Below are 24,206 nucleotides of genomic sequence, written 5' to 3' on the forward strand. Positions count from 1 at the left end.
ATCTACCGCAGCAACGAGACTATTCCTCCGGTTCTGCTTTGAGCAGTCAGCCATCAGTTGTCCCCCCGGGTAGGCTTGGGCCTTGCTTCGCGCGCTGCACAACATTATGCTGTTCCCGTTATGAAATCTCCCGCGGCAATCATCTTCCTTGCTTTGCTGCTCTCCTTGGCGGTCACCGGGTGTGGCGGTAAAGGAACCGCGGGCGCCGCCAGCGGTACGCTCGATTGCACCGTGAGGGCGCTCAGCGTCATCCCGCAAAATGCCGCCGCCAGCCATATCTCTTCCGCGCCGGGGAACCAGCAGCAATTTAGCGCCGGGCCGAACATGCCCATGGGATGCCCCCCGCCGCCCCTACCTTTTGATTTTGCCACGTGGTCGGTTTCCGATCCGGTCAACGTGAGCATCAGCAACGCGCTAGACTCCACCCGCGGGACCGCAATCTGCCTGGGCGCGACCGCTGGAGCGGTCAAAGTCACCGCCAGCGCCAATGACCCCAGGCTCGCCGGCGGCGCAACCGTAACCGGCTCGGCATCGCTGACCTGCAACTGAAGGCCACGCGACAAGCATCAGACGCGAACAAGGACGGTCCGGGATTGTTATAGGTTCCCGCGTGCGCAACTTAGAGCTATCGCAGGCTATTGAACCTTGCCTCTCCCCTGCCACGGGACTATGCTTCCTCTTATTATGAAACTTACTACAGCAATTCTATTTGTTACTCTAGTCCTGTCCTTGGCCGCCGCTGGTTGCGGCGCCTCGAACCATGACTGCAACATGACCGCGCTCAGCCTTTCCCCTTTGGATGCCACGGCCAGCCATACCGCCGCGGCCCCGGGGAACCAGCAGCAATTCAGTGCGACTCCGGTATTGCCCTCAGGCTGTCCAATTCCCCCGGTGTCTTTCTTTTTCGCCACGTTTGCTGTTTCCGACACCACCAATGTCAGCATCAGCAATGCTCAGGACCAGACCCACGGCACCGCAACCTGCATCGGGGCAACTCCGGCGCCGGCCACGGTGATCGCGACCGCGACCAATGGCCACGGAGTTGCGGTGACGGGATTTGCCCGCCTGACCTGCAACTAGGCGGAGCAGCAAAGAAGTGCAAGAAGTTCGCGTCAAAGCGTTCCCTGTTTTGAGGCCGGTGACGCCGGCCCGCGAACCATACTTTCTCCGGGGGACTTGTCGCAATGTTCAACTTCATGAATAGCTTACGGCGCGCTCCGATGAAGCGGCCGGGAATAGCCATGCTCTTTGCCGTAGGACTGCTGCTTGTTTCCTGTGGCGGAGGAAATTCTGACACCATTGATGGCAACTGGGCGGCCTCCCTCTCCGGAGCGCAAACCTTGAACTTCCACACCACGCTGAATACCCAGACCGGCTCCGCCGACCTGATGGTGACCAACTTGGAATTCAACCCGGCGACTACCTGCTTTCCTACGCCCGGATCTGGCGGATCAGCAACATTTACCTCAGCCGGGGTGGTCAACGGGAACATCACCGGCGCCTTCACCATGTCCATCGGCACGCTGTTCCCCGGACCCACCCAGAATCTTCTTGTGCTGCAGGGAAACGTGAACGGCAAAACCATCTCCGGCACATGGACCCTGACCGGCGGCGTGGTCACTACTTGTACCGTCGGCACAGGAAACTTCACCATGACCAAGATGTAGGCAAGGATAGGCGAACCAACAACATCGTCCGGAAAAAGATTCGGGGCGCCATCGCGGCGCCCCTGAGTCGAAGAACTTCGTCTGTAACCTTACGCCAGTTCCTGCTTGGCCGCTTCGGTCTCTTCCACCACTTTGCCGTCAAACAAATGGATCGTCCGTTCCGCGTGCTTGGCAAAGCGCGCATCGTGGGTGACCATGCAGATGGTTGCGCCTTCGCGATGCAATGACTGCAACAGGTCCATCACTGCTTCGCCGTTGCGCGAGTCCAGGTTTCCGGTAGGTTCGTCCGCCAGCAGGATGGAGGGTGATCCGGCCAGGGCCCGGGCCACCGCGACGCGTTGCTGCTGACCGCCGGAGAGCTGTGAGGGATAGTGCCGCATGCGGTGCGCCATGCCCACCTTTTCCAGCGCTTCCTGCACTCGCTTCTTGCGGTCGGGAGAGGACATGGAGCGGTAGGTGAGCGGCAGCTCAACGTTCTCGTACACGGTAAGATCGCCAATCAGGTTGAAACTTTGGAAGATGAAGCCAATTTCCTGGTTGCGAATGCGCGCCCGGTCGGAGAAATCCAGCCCCTGGACGGCGCGATTGTTCAGCGTATAAGAGCCGTCCGTGGGCGAATCCAGCAGGCCGATGATGGAGAGCAGTGTTGACTTGCCGCATCCCGACGGGCCGGCGATGGAGACAAACTCGCCTTTGTTGATGTCCAGGTGAATGCCGGAAAGCGCATGGGTTTCCACCTCATCGGTGTAGAAAATCTTGGTAACAGTTTCCAGCCTGATCAGTGGTTGTCCAGTTGCCACGGTTTCCAATCTCCTTCAATGCCCGGTTGGCGGGGAAGTTGTTATTTGCTCAGTTTGATTCTTTGGTCGTTGTCGTAGCGCTGCATGTCTGAAAGGATGACCTTGTCGCCTTCCTTCAAACCTTTCACAATTTCTATGTACGTAACAGAGGCGCGCCCCAGTTCCACCTGGACGCGGACCGCTTCTTTCTCGTCCGGGTCCATCTTGAACATGCTGACCGTCTGTTTTTCCTGCCCGGAAGCCGGGCGGCCCACGTACAGCACGTTCTCCAGTTTCTCCAGGGTAATGGTCCCATCCACGCTCAGGTCCGGGCGAGATCCTTTGGGCGGCGGCTCGGACAGGGTCACGTCCACCGTGACCGTGCCATTCTGCGACGCCGGATCAATCCGGCTCACGTAGCCCTTGACGATTCCGTTGTGCGTATCAATGTCCGCCAGCAGTCCGGTAACAATGTCTCTGGCTTGGGTCTCAGGAATCTTCAGCTCGGCCTTCAGGTGTTCCGGCTGCACTACTTTCGCCAGAATAGTTCCCTGCGCCAGGCGCTGGCCCACGGTAACCGGCTCGTCCTGCAAGACTCCGGTGATGCCAGCGCGGACCTTGAGCGAAGCCAACTGCCGGTGTTTGAGACCCGACATGGCCCGTTTCTGGTCAATGGTGGCTTGCTGTACGGCCATCTGGGTTTCCACCGCTTTGGTGCTTTCCGAAATGCGCTCATGCTCTATGTCGCGGCGCGTGGCCAGTTCTTTCTCCTTGGCCAAAGATGCCTTGAGCGCGGACTCTGACAGCACGCCGATCTTCACCAGTTCGCGGTTCGCATCGGCATCGCGCTTGGCGTTCTCGTAGTCCGCTTCCACCGTGGCCGAAGCGGCCTTCAGGTTGAGCAGTTCGCTGTTTACCTTGGCTTTGATGTTGTGAAATTCAGCCTCCGCCGACTTCACTTCCAGATCAGAGTTCAGGGCCTCCTGCACCACCTGCGGATTGGAGAGTTCCATGATGACCGAATCCGGAGTCACCGGCGTTCCCGGCAACAACAGAATACGTTCCACGCGGACGTCGGTTTCCGCCGGGATCAGGCGAACATCTTCCGGAATGGGAACCAGTGAGCCGATGCCGTGGCAATTCCGGATCATGGAGCCGCGTTTCACCGTGTCCGGCCAGACCTGGCCCATTTCCACGGTTGGCGCCGCCGGGCTGAGCCGGCCAACCCCCAGCGTGATGCCGCCAATCGCCAGGACCGTGATCACGCCGATGATCAGGTTCTTTTGGCGCTTCTTACGTCTTACCGATTCGTCGCGAATAATATCCATTGCGTTCTTAAGTACATGCACCGTTGCTGCCAAAGAGCTGACAGCTACAACCTATTGATTTAACAAAGCAAACTCGTAGTCCTATACTGCGCTTTTCGCCGCCGGCTGTCCATTCCTGAAAGCAACTGTCCGGAATCGGACACATGGATAAACTCAACCCGGAGCCGGCCGCTAGTATAGACTCAGCCTCGCCGCATTGGTTATGACAGAATCATCCTCCGCAGCTTCCGCCGTGCCTCTTTCCGTACCCCGGCTTTTCTATACCGATCACTACCCTATTACGTTGCCAGAGAGCCACAAGTTCCCAGTTCTTAAGTACGGCATGGTGCGTAAACTCCTTGAGAAGGACGGGCTTTTTCAATTCGAGCCTGCGCCGCCGGCGACCATGGAGCAAATCGAACTGGCGCACGATCCCGCCTACGTCCGCAGCGTCCTCGAGGGGTCCCTGGCTCCGGCGGCCATGCGACGAATCGGCCTGCCGTGGTCAGACGTGCTGGTGAAGCGCTCATTGGCCTCCGTGGGCGGAACGCTGGCGGCGGCCCAAGACGCGCTCCGCCGGGGCTGGGGCGGAACCCTGGGCGGAGGAACGCACCATGCTTTTCGCGGAGAAGGCGCGGGCTTTTGCGTGTTCAACGATATCGCCGTGGCGATTCGCGTCCTGCAGCACGGCGGGCGCATTCAGCGCGCGGCGGTGATTGATCTTGACGTCCACCAGGGCGACGGGACCGCCGAGATCTTCCGCGATTCGCCCGAAGTCTTCACTCTCTCCGTGCATTGCCAGAGCAACTTCCCTTTCCGCAAACAACAAAGCTGCCTGGACATTTCCCTTCCTGACAAAACTAATGACAACAGCTATTTACAGCATCTTGATGAAGTTTTGCCTGAAGTTTTGGATTTTCGGCCGGAAATCATCTTCTACCAGTCCGGCGTGGATGGCCTGGCTTCCGATGTTCTTGGCCGTCTGTCGTTGACCCACGAAGGACTTCTGCTGCGCGACCGCAAAGTCATGGCCACGGTGAGCGATGCCGGCATTCCCCTGGTCATCACCTCGGGCGGCGGATACTCACGGCCCATCGAACTCAGCGTGGAGGCGCACGCTAACACCTATCGCACAGCGTGGCAGGTGTTTTGCCAGCAACGCGAAGTCGCGGCGCCTGCGGCGGCACAGAAGCAATGAAGAGCCCGATTCGCGCCCAGCGTTCTTCTCTAAAACCTGGTGGCCCAACCCGCGTGAAACCAATCCAGCAGCCCAGTGAACTTCCGGGCATGCGGCCTGCCGCAAATCCGTTCTTCTGTTGAGTTGGCAATGGTATTCTCTGATTCACTATGTCTGCGGGTACAAAACATTCCTCCCAGCAACTTGCCCTGATGGACCTGACTGAGGCCAGCCAGGCCGTACAAAAGAAAACCGTATCGCCGGTCGAACTGACGCAGGCTTGCCTGGCGCGGATTGAGCGCCTGGACCCGCTGCTGAAAGCCTTCATCACGGTCACGGCCGAGTCCGCTCTGGCCGAAGCCGCAAAGGCGGAAGCCGAGATCGCGCGCGGAGAATGGAAAGGTCCGCTGCACGGAATTCCCGTGGCGATAAAAGATCTGGCGGAGACCGCGGGCGTGCGCACCACCGCCGGCAGCGCGGTGCTGGAGCATCACGTTCCCTCTGAAGACGCTGAGGTTGTACGGCGTCTGCGCGCTGCGGGTGCAGTCCTGCTGGGCAAGCTGAACCTGCATGAGTTCGCTTACGGAGGCAGCGGGATCATCGGCCATTTTGGCGTGGCCCGCAACCCCTGGAACACCGCCCACATCACCGGAGGGTCTTCGTCGGGCGCCGCTGCGGCAGTGGCCGCCAGCCTTTGTTACGGCGCTATCGGCACGGACACAGCAGGGTCCATCCGCCTGCCCAGCGCGTTTTGCGGCATTGTGGGAATCAAGCCGTCTTATGGTCTGGTGAGCACGCGGGGAGTGATTCCGCTCTCCTGGTCGCTGGACCACGTTGGCCCCATGGCGCGCACGGTTTCCGACGTCGCGCTGATGCTGCAGGCCATCGCCCATTACGATCCGCGTGACTTCTATTGCCAGAAGTTTGCGCCGGTGTACTACCCTTCCGCCATTGAAGAAGATTGCTCCGCCTTGCGGCTGGCCGCACCAAGTGAGTTTTGGCAGGACCTTGACCCGGAAGTCCAGCACGCCGCCGACGCCGCACTGGCTCTGCTCAGCAGGATGACTGCCGGTATGCAGGAGATCAGCCTGTCCACGGACATGGACCGTACCGTGGTCCGCTGTGAGCCTTTTGTCTATCACCAGCGGTACCTGCCGGCGCACGAGAAAGAATACGACCCGGAAACCCTGAAGCGCATTCGCAGTGGCGCCGACGTTACCGCCGCCGATTACGTTGAGAAGTACCGCGACCTGCTTCGCGAGCGGCGCGAGATCCTCAACGTTTTTGAGCATGCTGACCTCATCATCACGCCGACTGCGCCCGTGCTCGCGCCGTCGCTCGCGGAGCTGCAGGCCGCTCCGGCCGACTTGCGCAGCAAAGAGCTGCTGATGCTTCGCAACACGCGCCCCTTCAACGTCTACGGACTCCCGGCGATCTCGGTTTGCTGCGGGTTCTCCAAATCCGGATTGCCGATTGGCTTGCAAATTGCCGGAGCGCCCGGAAGCGAAGGCGTGGTCCTGGCGCTGGCGCGCGCGTATGAAAAGCTGACCGAGTGGCACAAGTCCCGTCCGGCCTTGGCCGAATAGAAGCATCGCCACCTAATGGAACCAAATCAGGATGTTACAATTGTGCCCATCAACTTTGATGAAAACGCGATGCAGCTAGCCACCCTCAAGAGCAAGCGTTATGACGTTACGCCCGCTCCGGAAAACTTTATCCGCAACAAGCTTTTTGTGGACGAAGCCAAGAAGTATCCGCGCGTGCTGGAATGCGGATGCTCCAATGGCTTCCTGTCCCGCCTCATCACCGCCGGCGGCTCCCGCGTGGTGGGCCTGGAGATTGATCCGGAGGCTGCGGAAGAAGCCCGCCGGTCGTGCGCCCGCGTCCTGTCGGTTGATCTCAATGACAGCAGCTGGACCAAGAGTGTTGGCGAACAATTTGACCTGATCACCTTCGGCGACGTGCTGGAACATCTGGTTGACCCGCAGGCCGTTCTTCGTCAGGCGCAGCAGCTCCTGGCACCGGGTGGCCGCGTGCTGATCTGCCTCCCCAACATTGCCTACTGGACTATGCGCATTAAACTGCTGTTAGGAAGGTGGGAGTACCAGAGCATGGGTCTTCTGGACTATACGCACCTTCGTTTTTTTACCTATGACACCGCTCGCAAGATGATCCAGGCTGCTGGGTACAATCTTCTCCACTTCGACCCGATCCTTGGTGACAGGTTCACCAAGCATTTTCGTCCTATCTGGCAGCGGATGGGCAATGCGTTTCCTAACCTCTTGGCATTTCAAATGTTGTTCCTGGTTGAGCCAACCAGTGAAACCCATGAATCCCGGCACGCTTGATCCTTCAGCGTCATTGCCTGACCGCGCGACAGTTCTGAAAATATGCGCTGTGATGGTCACCTACAATCCTGACTCGTCGCTGGAGCAGAACATCCGCGCCTTGCTTCCCCACGTGGACAAGCTCATCGTGGTAGATAACGGTTCAGAGCCGCATGCCCGTTGGGACATTCGGGAACTTGCTTCCGCCTGTGACTTTGACTGCATTTGGAACAGAGAAAACATGGGGCTGGCGGCCGCTCTGAACAGTGGCATTCGCCAAGCCCTGGAAAGCGCCGATTACACCTGGATCGCCACGTTTGACCATGACACCCACGTCCTGCCGGGGTTCCGCGACGCCATGCTCAAGGCTTTCCTCGCATGCCCCTATCGCGCCCGGGTTGGCCTCATCGGCCCCCACCACGTCTTGATTCCAGGGGACGCTTCGGCAATCGATGTGCCTGGCGAGGCCAGTCCTGCGTTCCGGGAAATAACCGTCGCCATGCAGTCAGGCAGCTTTTTGAGCACTGAGGCATTACGCAAAGTCGGATTGCTTGATGAAACGTTCTTTATTGACTATGTGGATTTCGAATATTGCCTGCGCCTGCGAAAGCGCGGCTTCCGGATCGTTGAAGCCACCAATGCAATTCTCGGCCACCGGCTAGGAGAGCCTTCGCAACACACCTTTCTGGGAAAGACCACGATGGTCTACAGTCACAGCCCGGTCAGGCGTTATTATGCTGCACGAAACCGGCTGCGGATGTACCCGCGCTATCTGTTTTCCGATCCCGCATGGATTTGCCACGATGCCTGGTCCTGGTTCAAGGAAGTGATGAAGCTGCTGCTGTTCGAGCAGGACCGCAAGCAGAAGCTGGCCTACATTGCGCGGGGCGTCTGGGACGCTCTTCGAGGACGATCCGGTGGCCTTGCGCCGAACTGACGGCGTTTATCCCCGTGGGAACATGCTGAGGTGAATCGCGTATAATTTGCGGCGCGATGCCGTTGTCCAAAATTTCTAAAGCGTTCAATCGGTTCAACCCCTTCTATGCCGCCGCCAAGCGCTACTACCATCTCTGGTATTACAACAATCTGGTGTGGACCCAGACCTCCTGGTTGGGCGTCCAGACCTACAAGTCCCCGATGGACATGTGGAATTACCAGGAGATATTGGTTTCATTACGGCCCTCGGTGGTCATTGAATTTGGCACCTGGCACGGAGGATCAGCGCTTTTCTTTTCAGCTGTGATGCAGCAGATCGGGAAGCCCTTCGTGATCATTTCCGTGGATATTGCTCAAGACCAGGTCTCAGAGAGGACTAAGTCCGACCCCAACATACGTCTGTTGACTATGTCATCTGACCGGGAGGAAGTACGGCGGGCCATCGCGCAAGTGAGGCATGACCATCCCGGCCCGGCATTCGCCATTCTTGACAGCGACCACTCCAAGAAGCACGTGCTGAGCGAAATGATTAATCTTCGCAATCTTCTTGTTTCGGGGGACTACTTGATCGTGGAAGACTCCAATGTCAATGGCCATCCCGTCCTGAGATCTTTTGGCCCGGGACCCTTCGAAGCTATTCAGGAATACTTCCGCAGCTTCCCTGACGACTACGAACACGATTTTGAGCGGGAACGCAAGTTCGGATTCTCATTTGCACCCCAGGGCTTTCTGCGCAGGCGTTAGCAGGAAGCGCCGTCTCGCCGCTTCATCTATCCACGAAAAAATAGGTCAGGCCCTCCGCGGGCCCGACCTATGCACATCGAGATTGACAATCACCCGCAGGCTACTGCGGAGGAATTGTCCCGCTGGGCGACCCGTTGGTGCCGTTGAAGTTGTTGGAGAAGGAGAGAATCGATCCGTTGGTGGAAACGAATATCCCATGGGCAACGTTTCCATAGATCGATGTTGCTGCCATACGAATCGTCGCCGTACCCGCGCCACCGCCAGAAAAGATCCCGGTATCAGTGTTATTGGATGCGGTCGAGTTGTGAACATCGAGCTCCGCCGTGCCGGCGGCTGGTTGCGCAACAAGGCCGAACGTATTCAGAGATGCCGAGCTGTTGGTCACGACGATCTTGCTGTTGCTTCCCGCCAGAACTCCGAAATTGTTCAGCTCGAAATGCGAGCCATCTATGCTCACCGTGGTAAGAGCCGTGGACACGACCGAGAGTCCGTGCCCGGTGTTGCTGGTTACGTCCGTATGGGTGACCCACACTCGCCCGCCTGCGGTTGCAACGTTGATCCCGTTCCCCGTGAAGCCGAAAATCGCGCAGTTTTCAATGCCCAGCGCCTTGCCGGAGAGGAACTGGATGCCGTTGAGGCCCGTTCCAATTCCATTGATCCGCAGGTTTCGCAGGATCACAACGTCCGTGGATGCGTTGGCCTGCACCACGATTCCGTTGGTGCCGCTGACCAGCACGGAGGCCACCTGGCCGCCGCCGCCGTCAATGGTGATGGCTTTGGTGATAGTTACCGCGCCGTACCCGGCGGGATCGAGCGCGTCAATTTCGCCACCGGCCGCGGTCTTGGAGATCGCGCCGGCAAATGTCTTGCAGGGGGCGGTTCGGCTGCAGGGGTTAGCATCATCGCCGACCCCTGATACCCAAGTGCGGCTGGCTTGCCCGTACATCATGGTGGTACCCAGTGCGGCAAAAATCAACCACTTCACAACATTGATTTTCATTTTGATTTTCTAGCTCCTTTCTTTTTCTTCGTGCCTTTTCGTCAGTTGTTAACGCCGGTAAACTCGAGCCCAAAAGGCTTATGCAACGGTCAACCAATCTGCTGCCGGGCCATTCCTTAAAGGGTCGCCTTTCTCGTTCGAGAGGGGTAGTGGCGGATACCAGCAGACCGTATCACTTTTTCTCACCATTTTCTTAGAAAAACTTACTTCCGTTGCCAGCATCTGCCAGTTCAATGAAATCAGCCACTTACCTGCCGTCGGCCGATCTTCTGTTGGGTTCCGGGCCGCTCTGTTTTGATAATTCCTTTCGCTGGCCAGGCGACGCAGTTCGCGCGTTGCGGCATCAAGACAGGGGTGGGGCCAGCTCACCCTCCTGAATCATGAAAACAGGCAGAAGGTCGGGACAATCATCCTCGGCCGACCTTGCGCGTTGGCGGACGTATTGTCGGAATGTTGATGGGTCCGGACAGTGGCAACATTGATGATTCTAGGATCACCAAAGTTCAGCTGCCATCAATAATCAGTCGGAAAAATAAGACGTTACTTAGCTAGTAAACAATTCCGAGAATCATTTCGAACTTTGCTCAAGGATCCCGCCGGGAGTTTCCGTTGTAGTAGTATCAGACACCGAATTGCGCTCAGCCTATGGAGGCTGCAAGGGTCTTTCTTGCGCTTGCAGGCTCGCACAAAGCGATGGGCGAAGAGCAGTCAACCCCGGACAGATGTTGTCGCGTCAGCCAAGCAGAGAAAGGAGCACAAAATGGCAATAACCAAGGAACCATCAGAAAGAAAACACCGCGCCATTGCAGCGGAAAGCGTTTCGCAAGTCGCATCAACAGCAGACGAGCTCATGCTCGCAGCCCTCGAGGGTGGTGGGGACGGGCTGACGACCGGCCGCCATCTGATTACTTTTAAGGAAGGCGCTTTCGACGCCGGGGTAAAATCCCTCAAGGCCCGCAAGGGATTGCGGGTAGCCAGCGCGGCTGACTTCAAGGCCCACGCGGTACGGTTTGAAGAAGCCGGAGACGCCGATGCCATGGTCTTTCCTGAGATCGGCGTGGCCCTGGTAGGCGGCGCAGCCGTCCAGGAACACGCACTTACGGCTGAAGCCTTCGCAGCTGAGGACGGTGCTGTGCATTCGCTTGATCCGGAATACTTCATGTTCGCCATTGGTATTAACCCGGCAGACTATCTGAGGGGCTTTCTGCGCGCGGCGGAAACCATCCAGGCCGACCTGGGTGTAGCGCCAGTCGCCGAGGAAGTATTTCAGCCCGAAGTCGTCGGTGCCACCTGGGGTCTGGTTGCGTGCAAGGTGCCTCCCAGCTCGTTCGGAGGAAATGCAATTAAGGTGGCGGTGCTTGATACCGGCTTCGATCTGGGACACCCGGAGTTCGCAGGCCGGTCCTTTGTCACCAATTCCTTTGTGGGGCAGCAGGTGCAGGACTTGCACGGGCATGGCACACACACTACCGGGACGGCATGCGGGCCCAAGGCGCCCGCGGGGCCCATTCCGCGCTACGGGATTGCACACCAGGCGCAAATTTTCGTCGGGAAGGTGCTCAGCAACTCCGGGGGCGGGACCCAAGCGCAGGTTCTGGCCGGCATGAATTGGGCCGTTGTCAACAAGTGCGTGGCGATCTCGATGTCACTGGGTGCGCCTATCCCACCGCAAGCGTCCTACACGGCAGCGGGTGCGGCGGCGCTGGCTAAGAGCTGCCTTATTATCGCAGCCTCGGGAAATGACAGCGTCCGGCCCGGTATCATCAAACCGGCAGGGGCGCCTGCCAACTCCCCTACGATAATGTCCGTAGCCGCGCTGGATTCCTCTCTTCGCGTGGCGCCATTCTCGAATGGCGGCAAAGTGGACATCGCAGCGCCGGGCGTCAACGTGTTCTCGTCGTGGCCAAGACCCGCATTGCACAAGACCATTTCGGGAACCAGCATGGCGACGCCTCATGTCTCCGGGTGCGCTGCACTTTGGGCACAAACCAGCCCTGGGCTTCGCGGTGCTGCGCTTCGCGCCAAATTGCAGGCAGCGGCCAGACACTTGCCGTTGCCGGCGAGCGACGTTGGCGCCGGCCTGGTGCAAGCGCCTTAGCTCGAAAAAATTGCGCCGGGCTTCAGGCCATGGGCCACCCGCGCAATCTATTCGCAGAAGAGTACACTGGTACCAGAGAGAGTGAGCTATGGTTGCCGAGAAAAAAAAAGCGTTGGTAGTGACGGTCTCAGGAGACCGCCCCATTCATGAAGTGGCGAAGGATCTTAGAACCGAAGGGTTTGACGTGAAGCAGGTGTTGGAGGCCATTGGCTCCATCACCGGTGCCGCACACCCCAAGGCAGTAAACAAGCTGCGGGCCGTGCGGGGTGTCGCAGACATCTCCGAGGACCAACCAGTGAATATCGGCCCTCCCGATGCACCGGTTTCATAACTGCTTCCTTATGTTCAATAGTTGCGTAGTGTGAATTCCGGAAGATGTCTTTCCGGTTTTACGCAAGATCAGAAAGGAATTGTATGCCTTTTGTCGTCCAAAAACATGACGCTCATTTGGCGGCGATCAAGGTCCTAGAGGAGGGAACAAGAGAGCGCAATCTCGACGTCACACTCGAAATGGTGCCTCGGAATTGCCGCCTTGCGCCTCCCTACCATAAGGTCTCTATTCCAAAGTTCTCTATCCAGGATGAAATCATCGCCTATGCTTCGCCAGATTCGACTTTTGCTGTCACCAAAAAGCTTATTGACTCGGCAAAGAAGACGATCCTGATCGGCATTTATGATTTCACCGCAACCTACGTCGCAACTCTGCTGAAGGATGCGATAGCGCGTGGCGTCAAGGTCACGCTCATGCTGGACACCGATCACGTGAGCGACGAAGATGCCATCTTTACGAACCTTGCTGACCTGGGCGCCCAATGCGTGCCTGCTCCCTCGTGCGCGAGCAAAAAGATTCATGTCTTCCGGTCATCCCACGAAAAAGTGATCATCATTGACGGCTCACTGTGCATGGTTCAAAGCGGCAACTTCAGCAACAACAGCATTCCACTGAACGTCTCCGATGGGCGTGACGACGGCCACTTCCGCACTGGCAACCGCGACATGGGTGTGGCTGTGCGTTCCAGGAAGCTGGCTGACTTCCTGACCCAGATTTTGAATCGTGACATGAGCCTGGAGCTTAAAGCTGAGGCTGGTGTGGAAGCCGAGGCTGCCCCTCCCGCACCAATTCTGGTTGAAGCGGCTCCCACTCGAAGGCCATCCAAATTGTTTCCGAGTAAGACATTCAAGCTCGCGGCCCCACTCACCGTTCAGCCAATTCTGAGCCCCGACAACTATATTCAGGTACTGCCGGGTATTCTGCGGCAAGCCAAGAAATCCGTCTTGATCCAGCAACAATATATCCATAGCCTCGATACGCCGGTTGCGGAGCTTATGCAGGCCATTGCCGAAGCGCGCAAAGCGAACGCCAAGCTTGACGTTCGTATCCTGCTGGGCAAGTTGTTCGACGACAAGGCATTGCAACAGGAGAAAAAAAACCTCGCAAACATTGCCGCCTTGTACAAATTGAAAATTGGCACAAACATCCGTTACGTGGACACAACACGCCTGGTCCACTGCCACAACAAACTGATCCTGGTGGACGGCGTCACGGTGCTGGTAAGCTCGCAAAACTGGTCAAATGCAGCGATCAACGACAACCGGGAGGCAGGCCTGTTGTTCGGCCACAAAGGCGTGGCGACGTATTTCACCAACATTTTCGAAACGGACTGGTCTGTGGGCGTGAAGAAGCTTCCCGACCACATCAGTTCCGGAGGCGTATCAACGGAGATGGTGGGCCGTGGTGGCTTCGTCGAAGTGGCTGCGGCGGACTATCAAGAAGTTTAGTATCTTGCGCCTGCTGATCGGCGGTCACGCTTGTACAACTTCAAAATGACTCCCTTCGCGCCAATCGGCCGGTAAACCCTTCTCTATGCCGCCGTAGAAACGTCGCCCGCGGCGCGCGGCTGACGTTGAATGACTTCGACATTTATCATTCCTGCTTGATCCCCTTGCTGTCGAACATGACGATATTGGAGCCGGTATTCATGCACTAGCACGCTCAAGTGCAGGAAAAATCAGGTGGTAGTAGAAGAGAGGTGGTAGCCCAAACGGTTGCCAATTGGAACCAGACTGTGAGCTGGCTGCAAGAAATGGACCTACTGAGGCGAGCCGGGTCATTTCGCGCGGCCTAGCCCATAATTAGGAGCACACAGACACCCCCAAGCAAATACAGCCTCTGGTCGATCCAAGATTTCCCAGAGGGCATCCGATAAGGCGCTAGATCTTCTCCGATCAGTTCCAGCGAGACCCCGCAGGTATACGCCTGCGGGGTTTCGCTTTGCTGCGGAATGATTGAAGACCCGATTGCCTGTGTTCGCCACATTCTCCCAAATCCAATTAAGGCCTATCTAAGACGATGACTCAATCTGATGACCATGAACCCAGCCACACCTCGAGCAACCATCAACAGAGGCTCAAAACGTGCCGCCCGAATGAACTCCGTCCCCATCCGGCTTACGTTCGGCACCATCTCTCTGTTTCGGCAACCAAACTGTCCAAAGTCGCAGAGCAAGGAGAGCGTGCCTTACGAGAGCCCCTCTTCATCACGCAGGACCATCTGATTCTTGACGGGTATGCCCGCTGGGAACTCGCTCGTCAACAAGGAGATGGCGCGCTCCCGTGTGTCCAGTTCGAGCTTTCCGAAGCCGAAGCTCTGCTCTGGTTACTGCACAAACATCGCCGGGCGGATGGGCTAAACGCATTCAGCAGGATTCTTCTCGCGTTGGACCTGGAACCTTGGCTGAAAGAAAAGGCACGTTCAAATCAGCAGGCCGGCGGCCAAAACAAGGGTTCGTCAAAATTGACAGAAGCTGAAAGACTGGATGTGCGGTCCGAAATCGCGCTAGCCGCAGGTGTATCGGTTGGTAACCTGAGCAAGGCCAAGCGGCTCAGAAGTTCGGCGATCTCGGAACTCCTAGACGCGCTACGCAGCGGGGAGATCAGTATTCACCGGGCATGGACATGGAGCCAAGCCGCGCCAGCTGACCAGCGCGAGGCATTGTGGTGTTACAGGAACGAGAGAGGTGTAAACAAAGAGATTAGGGCCCTCATATCGAAACATCGCGCAAAAAGCTCACCAAAATCATTCAATCTGATTGATCTGCTAAGAGCTTTGCCTGGTCTTGAAGCCGAGGAACTCGCATCGGTTAGCGTGAAACTGCTTCGTGCTCATGGAAAGACTATTTTTATCACCGAAGAATTGCTCCGCATCCTGGCTTCCCAGGGAGGAGTCCTTGCGCTACAGTGAGCCTCTGAAACTCATACTCGAAAGCACCCGGGACATCTGGAATCACCCCGAAACTCGGCCAGCAGTTCGCGAGAACTTCCTGAAGGTAATTCGTTGCCGAACCGCGACCCTGGGCGCAGAAATCTACGCTTCCGAGAGTGAACAGAAATACGTTTATCACTCATGCAAGTCGAGATCGTGCCCAAGCTGCGGGCATCGGGCCACCGTTCTGTGGCAAAGGGAACAGTGGGCCGCCCTACCCGATATTCCGTATGTGGGCATCTGTCTGACCATGCCCAATGTTCTGTGGCCACTCTTCCAGCAAAATCGGCATCTTCTGCACGACCTGCCGGCCCTCGGAGCCGCGGTAATTCAGCAATGGGTGAAGGCTAGGTATGGTGCTCGCGTGATGATTATGGTCGTGCCTCATACGTTCGGGCGCCATCTTACCTTCAACGCACATCTTCATATTCTTGTCTCCGCAGGGGGTCTCAGAGAATCGGAGAGCCGATGGATCCCCGGCATGCACTTCAATGACCGCGCTCTCATGCACATGTGGCGATATGCCGTCATAACGTACCTCCGCGAAGCGCTGAGAACAAAGGTCCTCACAGTCGGTACTGAAACCGCGGCACTCAAGGCATTCTTCATTAAACAGTACGAACGCTGGTGGAGCATCGACATCGCTCACTTCAGATCCAAGTCGCAATTTTTGCGCTACGCTGGCCGGTATGCACGACGACCACCGATCGCACAGCATCGTTTCCTTGAGATCACGAATCGAGAAGTAGTGTTTTGGACGAAAGATCTCAGAGAGAAACGGCACGTTGAGACCCGGTATTTGATTGAGGATTTTGTTGCGGCTCTTGCCGACCACGTACCGGACCGCTATCGGCACGCGATTCGGTATTTTGGTTTGCTGGCTCCTGGTTCAAAGAGCAGGACATCTGCTGCGCTGTTTCTGCGCATAGGCCAAGAAAAGCGTTGCCGCCCAAAGCGATTAAGATGGAGAAACTCGCTCCGAAAGGATTTCGGAATAGATCCTCTCGTAGACACTCAGGGCCAAACCATGCATTGGATTGGCCAGCGCGCCCCGATCTCATAGGCATTCCTGCTGACTTCTTGGGTTCCACCCTCCATGTGGTCGGAAACCACCCAACCTCGTTTTGGATCAACGGACCATTGGGTCCCCTGGCGCAACTACTCCCAGATTTTTTTCGCAGTTTCTTGGCTACTTTCTCCACGTCGCGGTTCCTGGACGCCTTTTTTCATAAGGTTCGAGCCGCGCCGATCTCCCATCCCCTTCTTGGCTCAGAAATGGATTTTTGTTTCTCCTATACATTGAAAATTCTCGGGTGGCTTGCCTTGTCGCGTAGCCGAACTCCATCCGCATCCGAACCAATGCTCGGCATCACCTGGCGGTTCCGGCCCATGGATCGATGCACAATCCTGATGGCCCCGGCACTCCTTCCCCCTTCGACCGCCCGGGCAATCTACGTCGTCTTAGACTTTGCCATTGTCTATGATGGCATATACAATCACCATTCGGCCACGGTGTCAAAGGAAAACTTGAGGAACTGAATATCGTGATCGACATGCGGAAGAGATACCCAGGCACCGGCGCCACGGAGTGCCCGATCTGCAACGCCCGCCAGCACGCAAACACCACTGAGGTCTACATAATCAGCGACGGAGAGGATAGGCATTTCTTCAACGTTGATAAGGCCAAGACCATCGCCTCGGATGGCAGGCCCTCAGTTCCCATTGACGAATGGACCATCCGTAGAATCGTGTCTTTGAATGACTATGCCCCAATCCATCTCGCCCACGTTGATCCGGACAAGCCCGGCATCATCGTGCAGAGATTCGGAGGCTTGGTTTTGCTTGACGGCATCCATCGGGCAGTCCGCAGCCTTCAGGACGGCAGGACCTTTCATGCCTACATGCTGAACTATCAGGAATCATTGGCCTGCCTGATTCGCCAGGAAATTGCCTCCCATGACGCGCGTTTCATCGTGGCAAAGCTACGGAAGGTCCTGACCACAGCGCCGAGTTTCGATTCCATCGAAGCTGAACTTGAGTGCACTGCAGAAGTGTTAACTCAGGTGCGACGCATGCTGACGCGGGAAGAGAAACAGCGCTTCATCTTGAAGGCCGTGCCTCCACGACGGCATGGCAAATGAGGCGCGCGTACAAGAGAACGTGGCGGAAACAAGGAAAGGGAGCCCCGATTGTGGGAAAGCCCTGAATAAGTAGCACTGAGGCGAGCTCTAACAGATTTCAGCAATTCATTCCGAAAATCGACAAAGCAAACCCTAAAGCGCTTCGAGTAACCGATCATAGTAGTCGCCACCACAAAGCTCGGCCAACTTGAGTGCAGCTTCCTTGATTTTGTCGTAAGAGGCGAGCAGGTCGAAGTCGTCGATTTTTCTCAAGGGAGAGATGCGAGGGACTCGGACGAAGGGCAGCAAAACGAGTTTGAACTGCCACATATGCAATTGCATTTGGATCGCCGATGCGCAGATACGAAATTCAGCACATGCGACCACCAGAGCATCTGCGACCGCCCCGACTTCCTCGTTGAGTGTCTTGCGTGCTTTGCTTAGTTCAGTGTCGCCCCAGCCCTGCCAGACGGTCGCATTGGGTTTCTGTGGCCAATATACTCGTCGGCCAGACGGATGCGGTTTAACTGCTCATTGCGAAATTGTCTTTGAGTCAGATTGAGTGAAAGGGATCTTTCCAGTGCGGCGTCCATCAGTTCCGCAAGTATAGCCGCACCGTCAGGACGAAGGTAAGGGACCACTTGATTGAAGCTGCGATGAGAAAAACGAGTCAGAAACAGGCGAAGAACGGAAAGAATGAAAAGCGCGACGAGGGTGGCGATAACTCCGAAAATCATTTGAGCTTTTCCACAATCTTGTTGAGCATCATCGTGTCCTGTCGAATCTCCTCGGCTACTTGTCGCATGGTGGCAGTCGAAATCCATTTCGGTTCCGGCTCGGGCCGCAAGAAGGTATCCAGCCAGACGGCGATCGCCAACAGGTATGCCACAGGAGAGGCATAATTCGACACGATAGCAAATTTGGTTACGAATTCAGAACGCGTCCAGTATGCAATGGCGCTTCCCACGCCTGAGATCGCAAACCCGAGGATGATGCCAAGAGGCGCAAACCGCCAGCGCAAGTGAAAGCTTCGCGCAATCGAGGTGAAAAGGCAGAACAGCCCAGCCTGGATGAAATTAACACTAATCCCGAGGAGAAGAATCATCCGGATGGGTGGATGGATTTTCGCTTGCCGGTGGTAGCCTAAAAGCCAGAACACAAGCACAAATATGAGGCCTATTACCGTGGGAAACAACAGTCGGAACCAGCGGAACTGCGCATAAAAGCCTAAAAACACCCGGCGGAAGACCTCGCGTAGAGCGAGAACGGCAAAGAGCGCAAGACCTGCCTCATTGATCCAAAAAACGATGAAGTACGCCGAATAATGAGAGCTGACCGCCAATAGCGTCGCTGTGGCGACCACAGAATATCCGGTATATGCAAAGAAAAACGGGAACTGCCAGAACACACGCCGTCGGAATATCAGGAAGAAGAGAAATCCTTGGAGGATCAAAGATGCTGCGAGCAGAATCAGGTTGGCGACGCCCATATGTGAGGGGGCCAGAGTAACCCAGCCCCCGACAGTTTACAAAGCAGAAGCTACCTCGTTAGAGCAACGGAGCACGCTTTGGGGTAACAGTAAGGTGGAATGCCAGGTCCTCCAGCCAGCACCGGAGCCGAGCCGCAAGCCACAAGAAGAAGTAACGCTACAATGATCCTCACTATGGTCTTTTGCATCTTCAGTTTTCTCCTTTCGCGGAATAGGTCCGCGAACGTGTAATTCATTCACAAAAAAGAGGATAGCTGGTTTCAGTCGGTCGGCAGAGAGAATCCCACGAGGACAGAGTTTCGCACCATTCTTCGTGCAATGAGGCACGGCGATTGACTTGTCTATGATGCTGTGGCAACATCCGCAACTGACCAGCCATCCCCTGGCGCTTATGAGCAACTGGAAACGAAAGAAGGGCCTCCACAAAGGCGGGGACTCAGCGGATATCGTCATCACCAAGTACACGGTCACTGTGGACACGGCCAAGGCAATTAAGAAGGCAGCACCCACCTATGGATCGCAGGGCCGGGCCTTGCAAGTGGCGACGGAGATGCTGATCCGCATGGAGAATCCGCCCGAGCCGGACCCCGCGCCGGAGCCGTTACGTGATGTTGTCCGTGTGAGCATGCGCTTGCGCAAGCGGACTTACCAATTGATCCGAAAGCTCTCGGAGATGAAATACGACCACGATACCGGCAAGGTAATCGCCGCTTGCGTGAAGGTTCTCAAAATGAAGAAGATCAAGTTGTAATCGGAAGAGAAGGTAACTAAGCGCGATTGACCGCGCCGCGCGGCATGCTGTCCGGAAAGTGCGTCGCGCGCAAGATCCCCGGCAACTAAACCACAAAGGGGAGACTCCCATGAACCGTCTCGCGAGACTCTCAGGCTGGTCCTAGCCGCGTGCCTGCTGCTAATTGGCGTACAAGTACACGTGCTTTCCAGTGTCTTCGTCGACAGATTTGTTTAGCCTACATCGCGATGCTTACGCATCGCCAGGCGTAGTTTTTCCGTGACAGGCCCTTCGCTCTTATCGAGGCCACCCGCCCACCCGTCCCCGCCCTACTCTGTAACCCTCATCTTGATCTGAGCGCCATCGGGCATGTCTTTGATTTGATAGGCAAAGTTGCCTTTGTAAATCATGTCCTGCATGCTCTCACGCGATGAAGTTCTCTTAAGGCCGGGTTTGCCTTAACAATGAACGGATATACGGGACAAAGGTGCTCTGACGGCTCCAATTGCTTGCCTTTGCCGCGCCAGGTGTTATAAAGCATCAACTGCAATGTATCCACAGGGTCTTCAAGGATGATCGACAGCCATTGCGAAAACGAATCCGCGAAGGGCGTGGTCTGCCCGCTCTCAACCTCGAAATAGACAATGCTGCCATCATCAAAAGCGAACGCTGAAGTCCGCCGTGTCCCACGTGGTGGAATACGTCGCGGTGTAGTCGCCGGCTTCGCCCGCCGTCTTGGCGGTGAGCGTGATCTGCGTCCCGCTGGCCGAGGCCGTCACCACCGCGGCCCCGTCGGCGTTGATGGCGTTGGCCAGATGCAGCGCGACCGAACTGGCGGTGTCGCCTTGCTGGTACGGTGCCGACGTGGTGTGCCCGCTGACCGTCACCGAAACCGTGCCTGAGTCATAGACGGTCTCAGGAGTCTGGTCGCAAATCTGGCGCGGCGGACACGGCGGCGCTGGAATGATCACCACCTGCTCGCTGCCGCCGATGCTCACGATCGCCGTGGCCGAGGTGGACATGGTGCTGGTATCGGTGGCCGCCGGAGCCGATGCGTCGCCGGGCTCTTCCACTTCGTACAAACGTCCCAGCGCGTCCGCGCACGTCCGCCGCGCCTTGCCCGCTTCATCTTCCGCCAGCGTGAACGGTTGTCCCGGCGACGCTCAGCAGTTTCGCGAAAACGTGCGGATGGCCCTCCCCCTCCCAGTTCATCCCAATATCTAAAAGGGTTACGCGACTCATCCCAATTTGGCGTGGGTTTGAGCGACTTCTGACTCTGGCTCTTTCCGATTCGCGTGCGATTGGTTGGCGACGAAGTGCGAGCTCGGCACCCCCCTGCTCCATGCCTTCAACTAGGATTCTAAAGTTGAGCCCCCCTGTCCATCTGCCTTCAACTAGGATTCTAAAGGGTTTACTTCAAAGCATCCCCAGCCTATCCCCGGCGATTCCGATAGTTGAGCTTTTCCAAGAGCGTTTCCGAGCGCCTGGGCGACCGGTCTTCGAGTGCACCTCGACCAAAGCCAATGAGCTTGTTGTCAATTCCCATATCCGGGAGTCTGGCCAAAGGCTAACGGCTAAGTGCTAGAGCGTAATTTCGCTTTATTTTATCATTTGTTCGCCTAAGTCTGGACCGAGAAAAAGGACATCGTCCAACAATCCGCAACTCGGCGTGCGCGGCTCGCCTGTCGGGGTGGAGGGTCTTCGTCGGCAGACTTGTTTGACCAACATTGCGATGCTTTCGCATCGCCAAGAATAGTTTTTCCTTGACAGTAGGGCTTTCGGTCTTATCGAGGCTCACCCCTTATGCATTTCTGATGTAACGTGACTTCTCCCCACCGAAAGCCAATATTAGCTTCCCGTCTGCTGTAAATTCATATGCAGTTCGTTCAGATCTCGGTGCTGAGGGCTGATCCGTAACGATGAATCCTGGCTCTATGCGAAATGTCAAACGGGCGACCTCATCTCGATCAACCGTATGTGTAATGTAGATTAGAGATTTATCCTCACCAAATTTTAGCGTCACACTGCCGTACGCAAGCCTCCCTGCACGGTCCGTCGGGTCTGACCGCCACGTTCCGATCAATTTGTCCAATTCCGCATTCATCACTCGCCTCTAATCCTTAGGCTTCCGAACGACATTTACCGGATACCCGTGTTTCTTTAGATAGTTGTCCTTTGCACGCTGGCTAGGCCGATAGCGAGAGTTTCCTGTTTTCGTCTCAACCCCGCTCGCCTTTCCACTATGCTTTACTTCGATGTCCATCCGTCGGGTTCCAAAGGGAGTTTTCTTAGTAACCTCGGTCTTAACATCTTTTCCAGCAGCCTTTAGCGCATCCGCGACTTCATCTCGGTAGGCGTCTCCTTTTGCTTTGTTTTCCTGTACGGTGCTCCCGCCTCCCTTCTTGGCACCACCTGCGGCAGCGGTTGCGGGCTCTGCCTGTGGTTTTGACTCCTCAGTTTGTGTTTGCCCTTGGGTCTGCGTTTGCCCTGGTCCTTGAGAGCTTGACGCCGAGTATACATACATATCGCCGTATGGACCGAAGGAGCCATCTTCTGGCGCTTGAGCCGGATGAGTTGCGGCAAACCATGTTGCGGCGACTACCGGGGCCCCAAATACGACTACTGGCACCAAAGGAGAAACTGGTTCAGCCGCGTCGATTAGCGCCCAGTCAGCTGGCGTCGGCTCCGGCAGCGTCCTCACTGGCGGGTCACCATGGCCGTCAAGATCGACCTTCACCGTCGGAATATTCCTTACATAGCCGTACAGATTAAACGACTGCGGGTCCCCAAAATCCGCATACGGCACCGGAACCGGCGTAGCAGACCAATCGGCACTGATCCAGCGTCCCAACCCGTTCGAGTAATACCTCGCTCCGAAATAGTCGAGCCCGGATTCCGAATCTCGTTCTTTTCCGGTGAACTTGTAATGATTCGAGTCGCTGGCGACGAACTGCAACTCACCGCCCCAGGGGTAATAGTCCGATTCGGCCTTGATCACACCCGCCGCATCGGTAACCACCGACGCGGTCTTCAGGTGGTCAGAGAAGTAGTAGAACACTCCCGTCGGCGCGACCAAGTCGCGGCGGGCCACGCGCTCGCCTGCAAAGAACACGTACTCGCTCTTCAGGGTCCCCGCCTGGTCTGACTCCGCCACGATCCCCGGCGCCATGTACCAGTACAGTGTCCCCGCCGACGCCCCCGTGCCGTTCGACTTCTTCACGGTCAAAGGTGTAATCCAGACCGGCCGTGGCGTCGTGCGTCATGTTGCCGGCGCCGTCATACAGGTAGTCCGGTGCACTAGTAGCGTGAATCCAGTTGTGACCGTCTGCCGTCAGCACCATGTTCTCCGCGCCGCACTTGGTCAAGATCTTCTGCAGCAGGTTGCCCCAGGCGTCATAGGCGTAAGAGTTTCCCCAGTACTCGGTCTGGTTGTGCAGGACTTTCGCGTTGCAATCAGTGCCCGCATTTTGGGCGGAGGTCAGCCGATTCAACGCGTCGTACGTAAAGCTTTGATTGCGGGCGTTGTCTTTGTAATTGGTGATGCCGTAGACGTTGCCGTTATTGCCTGCGCCAAAGTGGAAGTCGTAGCCGATGGAAAACACCGTCTGCCCTGGCGACGCGGCCGACATGTTCACCGGCTGCAGGCGCTTGTTGTACGTGAAGGTGTTGGTCATCCCGGCGAACGTTCCGGTGTTGCCGTTGACCAGACTGGTCAGCGAGCCAGGCGCGTTGTACGTGGCGCCGGTCGCGTAATTGATACTGTTGGCTGCATCCACCCCAGACAGCGGCCTTCCAGCAGAGTCCGGCGTGTACGTAACGGTTGCGCCGCTGGGATACGTCAGCGACTTCAGCGAGCCGCCAAGGTCGTAGCCGTAACTGAGCGACTTGGACACGCCCGAGATCACACGCGTCTCACCCGTCATGCGGCCCATCGGATCGTAAAAGTAGGAAGCTGTTCCCGCCTGGTCGGTGAGCGAGGTGAGTTTGCCGTTGGCGTTCGTGCCCGTGTCATAGGTGTAGCTGACCACCGGCGCGGTGATGGGGCAAGCCGGCGGCGTGTAGGTGTGCGACTGGTAGTCGCGCTTGGTGGGGCGATGCAGTTCGTCATAGCAATAGCTGATCGTGGTTGTCGCCGAGCTGGTCTGGTTCGGCGCAGGAGAAGTCTTCATCAGCAGCTCGCCGTCGTTGTCATACGTGTAGCTGATCGTCCCCGACTCCGGATTTTTGGCCGTCAGGAGCCGGCTGTGCGAATCGTACGTAAACCGCCGCACGCGCCACGGACTGGTCGCATCGTTACTCGGCGCGGCGCTGCATCCCGTGGCCCCGGACGTTCCCGGCCCCACGTTACCGTGCTGCTCCACGCACAGCAGGTTGCCCAGCGCGTCATAGAAGTAGAGCGTGAGATAAGTGTGCGCGAACTGGTTCAGGTCTGCGCCGCCCAGCAGGCGCAGGTTGGACACCAGCCCGGTGAACGACGCTGCGCTGAAATCGGCCGTGTCCCAAGCGGTAGAGTACGTCGCGGTGTAGTCGCCGGCTTCGCCCGCCGTCTTGGCGGTGAGCGTGATCTGCG

The 24,206-nt window shown here is 57.0% G+C and carries 23 protein-coding genes; 15 read left to right on the forward strand and 8 right to left on the reverse strand.

Translation table 11 applies throughout. The features are described 5' to 3' along the window. The first annotated feature begins 120 nt into the window (after nt 1–120). From LAO20_22425 to LAO20_22435, 3 genes are all read left to right on the forward strand, one after another. Entirely contained in the window at nt 121–549 is a 429-nt protein-coding gene (locus LAO20_22425; protein ID MBZ5534191.1) for a hypothetical protein, read from the forward strand. A 222-nt stretch (nt 550–771) separates the two neighbouring features. After that, nucleotides 772–1,080, forward strand: coding sequence for a hypothetical protein (locus tag LAO20_22430; GenBank protein ID MBZ5534192.1), 309 nt, complete (start codon nt 772–774; stop codon nt 1,078–1,080). Between the two features lie 161 nt (nt 1,081–1,241). After that, nucleotides 1,242–1,667, forward strand: coding sequence for a hypothetical protein (locus LAO20_22435; GenBank protein ID MBZ5534193.1), 426 nt, complete (start codon nt 1,242–1,244; stop codon nt 1,665–1,667). Between the two features lie 89 nt (nt 1,668–1,756). On the opposite strand, the gene LAO20_22440 is transcribed toward LAO20_22435, so the two are convergent. Both LAO20_22440 and LAO20_22445 read right to left on the reverse strand, forming a co-directional pair. Beyond that, on the reverse strand, nt 1,757–2,467 hold the full coding sequence (locus LAO20_22440) for an ABC transporter ATP-binding protein (protein ID MBZ5534194.1): 711 nt from the start codon (nt 2,465–2,467) through the stop codon (nt 1,757–1,759). 41 nt (nt 2,468–2,508) lie between these two features. Next, a complete protein-coding gene (locus LAO20_22445; GenBank protein MBZ5534195.1) occupies nt 2,509–3,774 on the reverse strand; it encodes an HlyD family efflux transporter periplasmic adaptor subunit in 1,266 nt (421 codons plus the stop codon). Between the two features lie 202 nt (nt 3,775–3,976). Here LAO20_22445 and LAO20_22450 point away from each other — a divergent pair, with 202 nt between their 5' ends. From LAO20_22450 to LAO20_22470, 5 genes are all read left to right on the forward strand, one after another. After that, nucleotides 3,977–4,951, forward strand: coding sequence for a histone deacetylase (locus tag LAO20_22450; GenBank protein MBZ5534196.1), 975 nt, complete (start codon nt 3,977–3,979; stop codon nt 4,949–4,951). A 191-nt stretch (nt 4,952–5,142) separates the two neighbouring features. Further along, entirely contained in the window at nt 5,143–6,516 is a 1,374-nt protein-coding gene (locus LAO20_22455) for an amidase (GenBank protein ID MBZ5534197.1), read from the forward strand. A 69-nt stretch (nt 6,517–6,585) separates the two neighbouring features. Then, nucleotides 6,586–7,278, forward strand: coding sequence for a class I SAM-dependent methyltransferase (locus tag LAO20_22460; protein ID MBZ5534198.1), 693 nt, complete (start codon nt 6,586–6,588; stop codon nt 7,276–7,278). After that, nucleotides 7,259–8,194, forward strand: coding sequence for a glycosyltransferase family 2 protein (locus LAO20_22465; GenBank protein ID MBZ5534199.1), 936 nt, complete (start codon nt 7,259–7,261; stop codon nt 8,192–8,194). Before LAO20_22460 ends, LAO20_22465 begins: the two co-directional genes overlap by 20 nt. Before the next feature lie 56 nt (nt 8,195–8,250). Next, nucleotides 8,251–8,937 carry a class I SAM-dependent methyltransferase gene (locus tag LAO20_22470; GenBank protein ID MBZ5534200.1) on the forward strand — a complete coding sequence of 229 codons (687 nt, stop codon included), beginning with the start codon at nt 8,251–8,253 and terminating at the stop codon, nt 8,935–8,937. A 100-nt stretch (nt 8,938–9,037) separates the two neighbouring features. Here the strand turns inward: LAO20_22470 and LAO20_22475 are convergent, their stop codons facing one another. Continuing rightward, nucleotides 9,038–9,937 carry a right-handed parallel beta-helix repeat-containing protein gene (locus LAO20_22475; protein MBZ5534201.1) on the reverse strand — a complete coding sequence of 300 codons (900 nt, stop codon included), beginning with the start codon at nt 9,935–9,937 and terminating at the stop codon, nt 9,038–9,040. Nucleotides 9,938–10,697: 760 nt separating this feature from the next. Between LAO20_22475 and LAO20_22480 the strand changes: the two genes are divergently transcribed. The 6 genes from LAO20_22480 to LAO20_22505 all read left to right on the forward strand — a co-directional run bounded on the left by LAO20_22480 (nt 10,698) and on the right by LAO20_22505 (nt 17,438). After that, nucleotides 10,698–12,035, forward strand: coding sequence for a S8 family serine peptidase (locus LAO20_22480; GenBank protein MBZ5534202.1), 1,338 nt, complete (start codon nt 10,698–10,700; stop codon nt 12,033–12,035). Nucleotides 12,036–12,123: 88 nt separating this feature from the next. Beyond that, the gene (locus LAO20_22485) at nt 12,124–12,366 is read left to right on the forward strand and encodes a hypothetical protein (GenBank protein MBZ5534203.1); all 243 of its coding nucleotides are present in this window, start codon (nt 12,124–12,126) and stop codon (nt 12,364–12,366) included. 179 nt (nt 12,367–12,545) lie between these two features. After that, entirely contained in the window at nt 12,546–13,814 is a 1,269-nt protein-coding gene (locus tag LAO20_22490; GenBank protein ID MBZ5534204.1) for a hypothetical protein, read from the forward strand. Between the two features lie 571 nt (nt 13,815–14,385). Further along, nucleotides 14,386–15,276, forward strand: a complete 891-nt coding sequence (locus tag LAO20_22495; protein ID MBZ5534205.1) for a hypothetical protein — start codon at nt 14,386–14,388, stop codon at nt 15,274–15,276. After that, nucleotides 15,263–16,360 (forward strand): transposase, encoded by a 1,098-nt coding sequence (locus LAO20_22500; protein ID MBZ5534206.1) that lies wholly within the window; start codon nt 15,263–15,265, stop codon nt 16,358–16,360. The genes LAO20_22495 and LAO20_22500 overlap by 14 nt, the downstream gene beginning before the upstream one ends. Before the next feature lie 481 nt (nt 16,361–16,841). Beyond that, nucleotides 16,842–17,438 (forward strand): hypothetical protein, encoded by a 597-nt coding sequence (locus LAO20_22505; protein ID MBZ5534207.1) that lies wholly within the window; start codon nt 16,842–16,844, stop codon nt 17,436–17,438. A gap of 132 nt (nt 17,439–17,570) precedes the next feature. Here the strand turns inward: LAO20_22505 and LAO20_22510 are convergent, their stop codons facing one another. The 3 genes from LAO20_22510 to LAO20_22520 all read right to left on the reverse strand — a co-directional run bounded on the left by LAO20_22510 (nt 17,571) and on the right by LAO20_22520 (nt 18,906). Next, nucleotides 17,571–17,759 (reverse strand): hypothetical protein, encoded by a 189-nt coding sequence (locus LAO20_22510; GenBank protein MBZ5534208.1) that lies wholly within the window; start codon nt 17,757–17,759, stop codon nt 17,571–17,573. A 98-nt stretch (nt 17,760–17,857) separates the two neighbouring features. Beyond that, nucleotides 17,858–18,154, reverse strand: a complete 297-nt coding sequence (locus LAO20_22515) for a hypothetical protein (protein ID MBZ5534209.1) — start codon at nt 18,152–18,154, stop codon at nt 17,858–17,860. Next, nucleotides 18,151–18,906 (reverse strand): hypothetical protein, encoded by a 756-nt coding sequence (locus tag LAO20_22520; GenBank protein ID MBZ5534210.1) that lies wholly within the window; start codon nt 18,904–18,906, stop codon nt 18,151–18,153. The genes LAO20_22515 and LAO20_22520 overlap by 4 nt, the downstream gene beginning before the upstream one ends. Before the next feature lie 343 nt (nt 18,907–19,249). Here LAO20_22520 and LAO20_22525 point away from each other — a divergent pair, with 343 nt between their 5' ends. After that, nucleotides 19,250–19,657: a hypothetical protein gene (locus LAO20_22525; protein ID MBZ5534211.1), complete on the forward strand. Its 408-nt coding sequence runs from the start codon at nt 19,250–19,252 to the stop codon at nt 19,655–19,657. A gap of 635 nt (nt 19,658–20,292) precedes the next feature. Here LAO20_22525 and LAO20_22530 read toward each other — a convergent pair. Together LAO20_22530 and LAO20_22535 are read right to left on the reverse strand one after the other, a co-directional pair. Continuing rightward, nucleotides 20,293–20,718, reverse strand: a complete 426-nt coding sequence (locus tag LAO20_22530; protein ID MBZ5534212.1) for a hypothetical protein — start codon at nt 20,716–20,718, stop codon at nt 20,293–20,295. A gap of 1,031 nt (nt 20,719–21,749) precedes the next feature. Continuing rightward, nucleotides 21,750–22,805: an RHS repeat-associated core domain-containing protein gene (locus LAO20_22535; protein MBZ5534213.1), complete on the reverse strand. Its 1,056-nt coding sequence runs from the start codon at nt 22,803–22,805 to the stop codon at nt 21,750–21,752. Nucleotides 22,806–24,206 lie beyond the last annotated feature (1,401 nt).

It is taken from the genome of Terriglobia bacterium (assembly GCA_020072815.1).
In the GTDB taxonomy this organism is placed as follows: domain Bacteria; phylum Acidobacteriota; class Terriglobia; order Terriglobales; family Acidobacteriaceae; genus Angelobacter.

Coding starts and splice junctions, on each gene's coding strand:
- LAO20_22475 (MBZ5534201.1), bottom strand. CDS start 9,937: ATGAAAATCAATGTTGTGAAGTGGTTGATTTTTGCCGCACTGGGTACC.
- LAO20_22495 (MBZ5534205.1), top strand. CDS start 14,386: ATGACTCAATCTGATGACCATGAACCCAGCCACACCTCGAGCAACCAT.
- LAO20_22445 (MBZ5534195.1), bottom strand. CDS start 3,774: ATGGATATTATTCGCGACGAATCGGTAAGACGTAAGAAGCGCCAAAAG.
- LAO20_22435 (MBZ5534193.1), top strand. CDS start 1,242: ATGCTCTTTGCCGTAGGACTGCTGCTTGTTTCCTGTGGCGGAGGAAAT.
- LAO20_22470 (MBZ5534200.1), top strand. CDS start 8,251: ATGCCGTTGTCCAAAATTTCTAAAGCGTTCAATCGGTTCAACCCCTTC.
- LAO20_22525 (MBZ5534211.1), top strand. CDS start 19,250: ATGATGCTGTGGCAACATCCGCAACTGACCAGCCATCCCCTGGCGCTT.
- LAO20_22485 (MBZ5534203.1), top strand. CDS start 12,124: ATGGTTGCCGAGAAAAAAAAAGCGTTGGTAGTGACGGTCTCAGGAGAC.
- LAO20_22510 (MBZ5534208.1), bottom strand. CDS start 17,759: ATGCAATTGCATATGTGGCAGTTCAAACTCGTTTTGCTGCCCTTCGTC.
- LAO20_22450 (MBZ5534196.1), top strand. CDS start 3,977: ATGACAGAATCATCCTCCGCAGCTTCCGCCGTGCCTCTTTCCGTACCC.
- LAO20_22430 (MBZ5534192.1), top strand. CDS start 772: ATGACCGCGCTCAGCCTTTCCCCTTTGGATGCCACGGCCAGCCATACC.
- LAO20_22515 (MBZ5534209.1), bottom strand. CDS start 18,154: ATGATTTTCGGAGTTATCGCCACCCTCGTCGCGCTTTTCATTCTTTCC.
- LAO20_22455 (MBZ5534197.1), top strand. CDS start 5,143: ATGGACCTGACTGAGGCCAGCCAGGCCGTACAAAAGAAAACCGTATCG.
- LAO20_22480 (MBZ5534202.1), top strand. CDS start 10,698: ATGGCAATAACCAAGGAACCATCAGAAAGAAAACACCGCGCCATTGCA.
- LAO20_22460 (MBZ5534198.1), top strand. CDS start 6,586: ATGCAGCTAGCCACCCTCAAGAGCAAGCGTTATGACGTTACGCCCGCT.
- LAO20_22465 (MBZ5534199.1), top strand. CDS start 7,259: ATGAATCCCGGCACGCTTGATCCTTCAGCGTCATTGCCTGACCGCGCG.
- LAO20_22535 (MBZ5534213.1), bottom strand. CDS start 22,805: ATGGCGCCGGGGATCGTGGCGGAGTCAGACCAGGCGGGGACCCTGAAG.
- LAO20_22490 (MBZ5534204.1), top strand. CDS start 12,546: ATGGTGCCTCGGAATTGCCGCCTTGCGCCTCCCTACCATAAGGTCTCT.
- LAO20_22520 (MBZ5534210.1), bottom strand. CDS start 18,906: ATGGGCGTCGCCAACCTGATTCTGCTCGCAGCATCTTTGATCCTCCAA.
- LAO20_22425 (MBZ5534191.1), top strand. CDS start 121: ATGAAATCTCCCGCGGCAATCATCTTCCTTGCTTTGCTGCTCTCCTTG.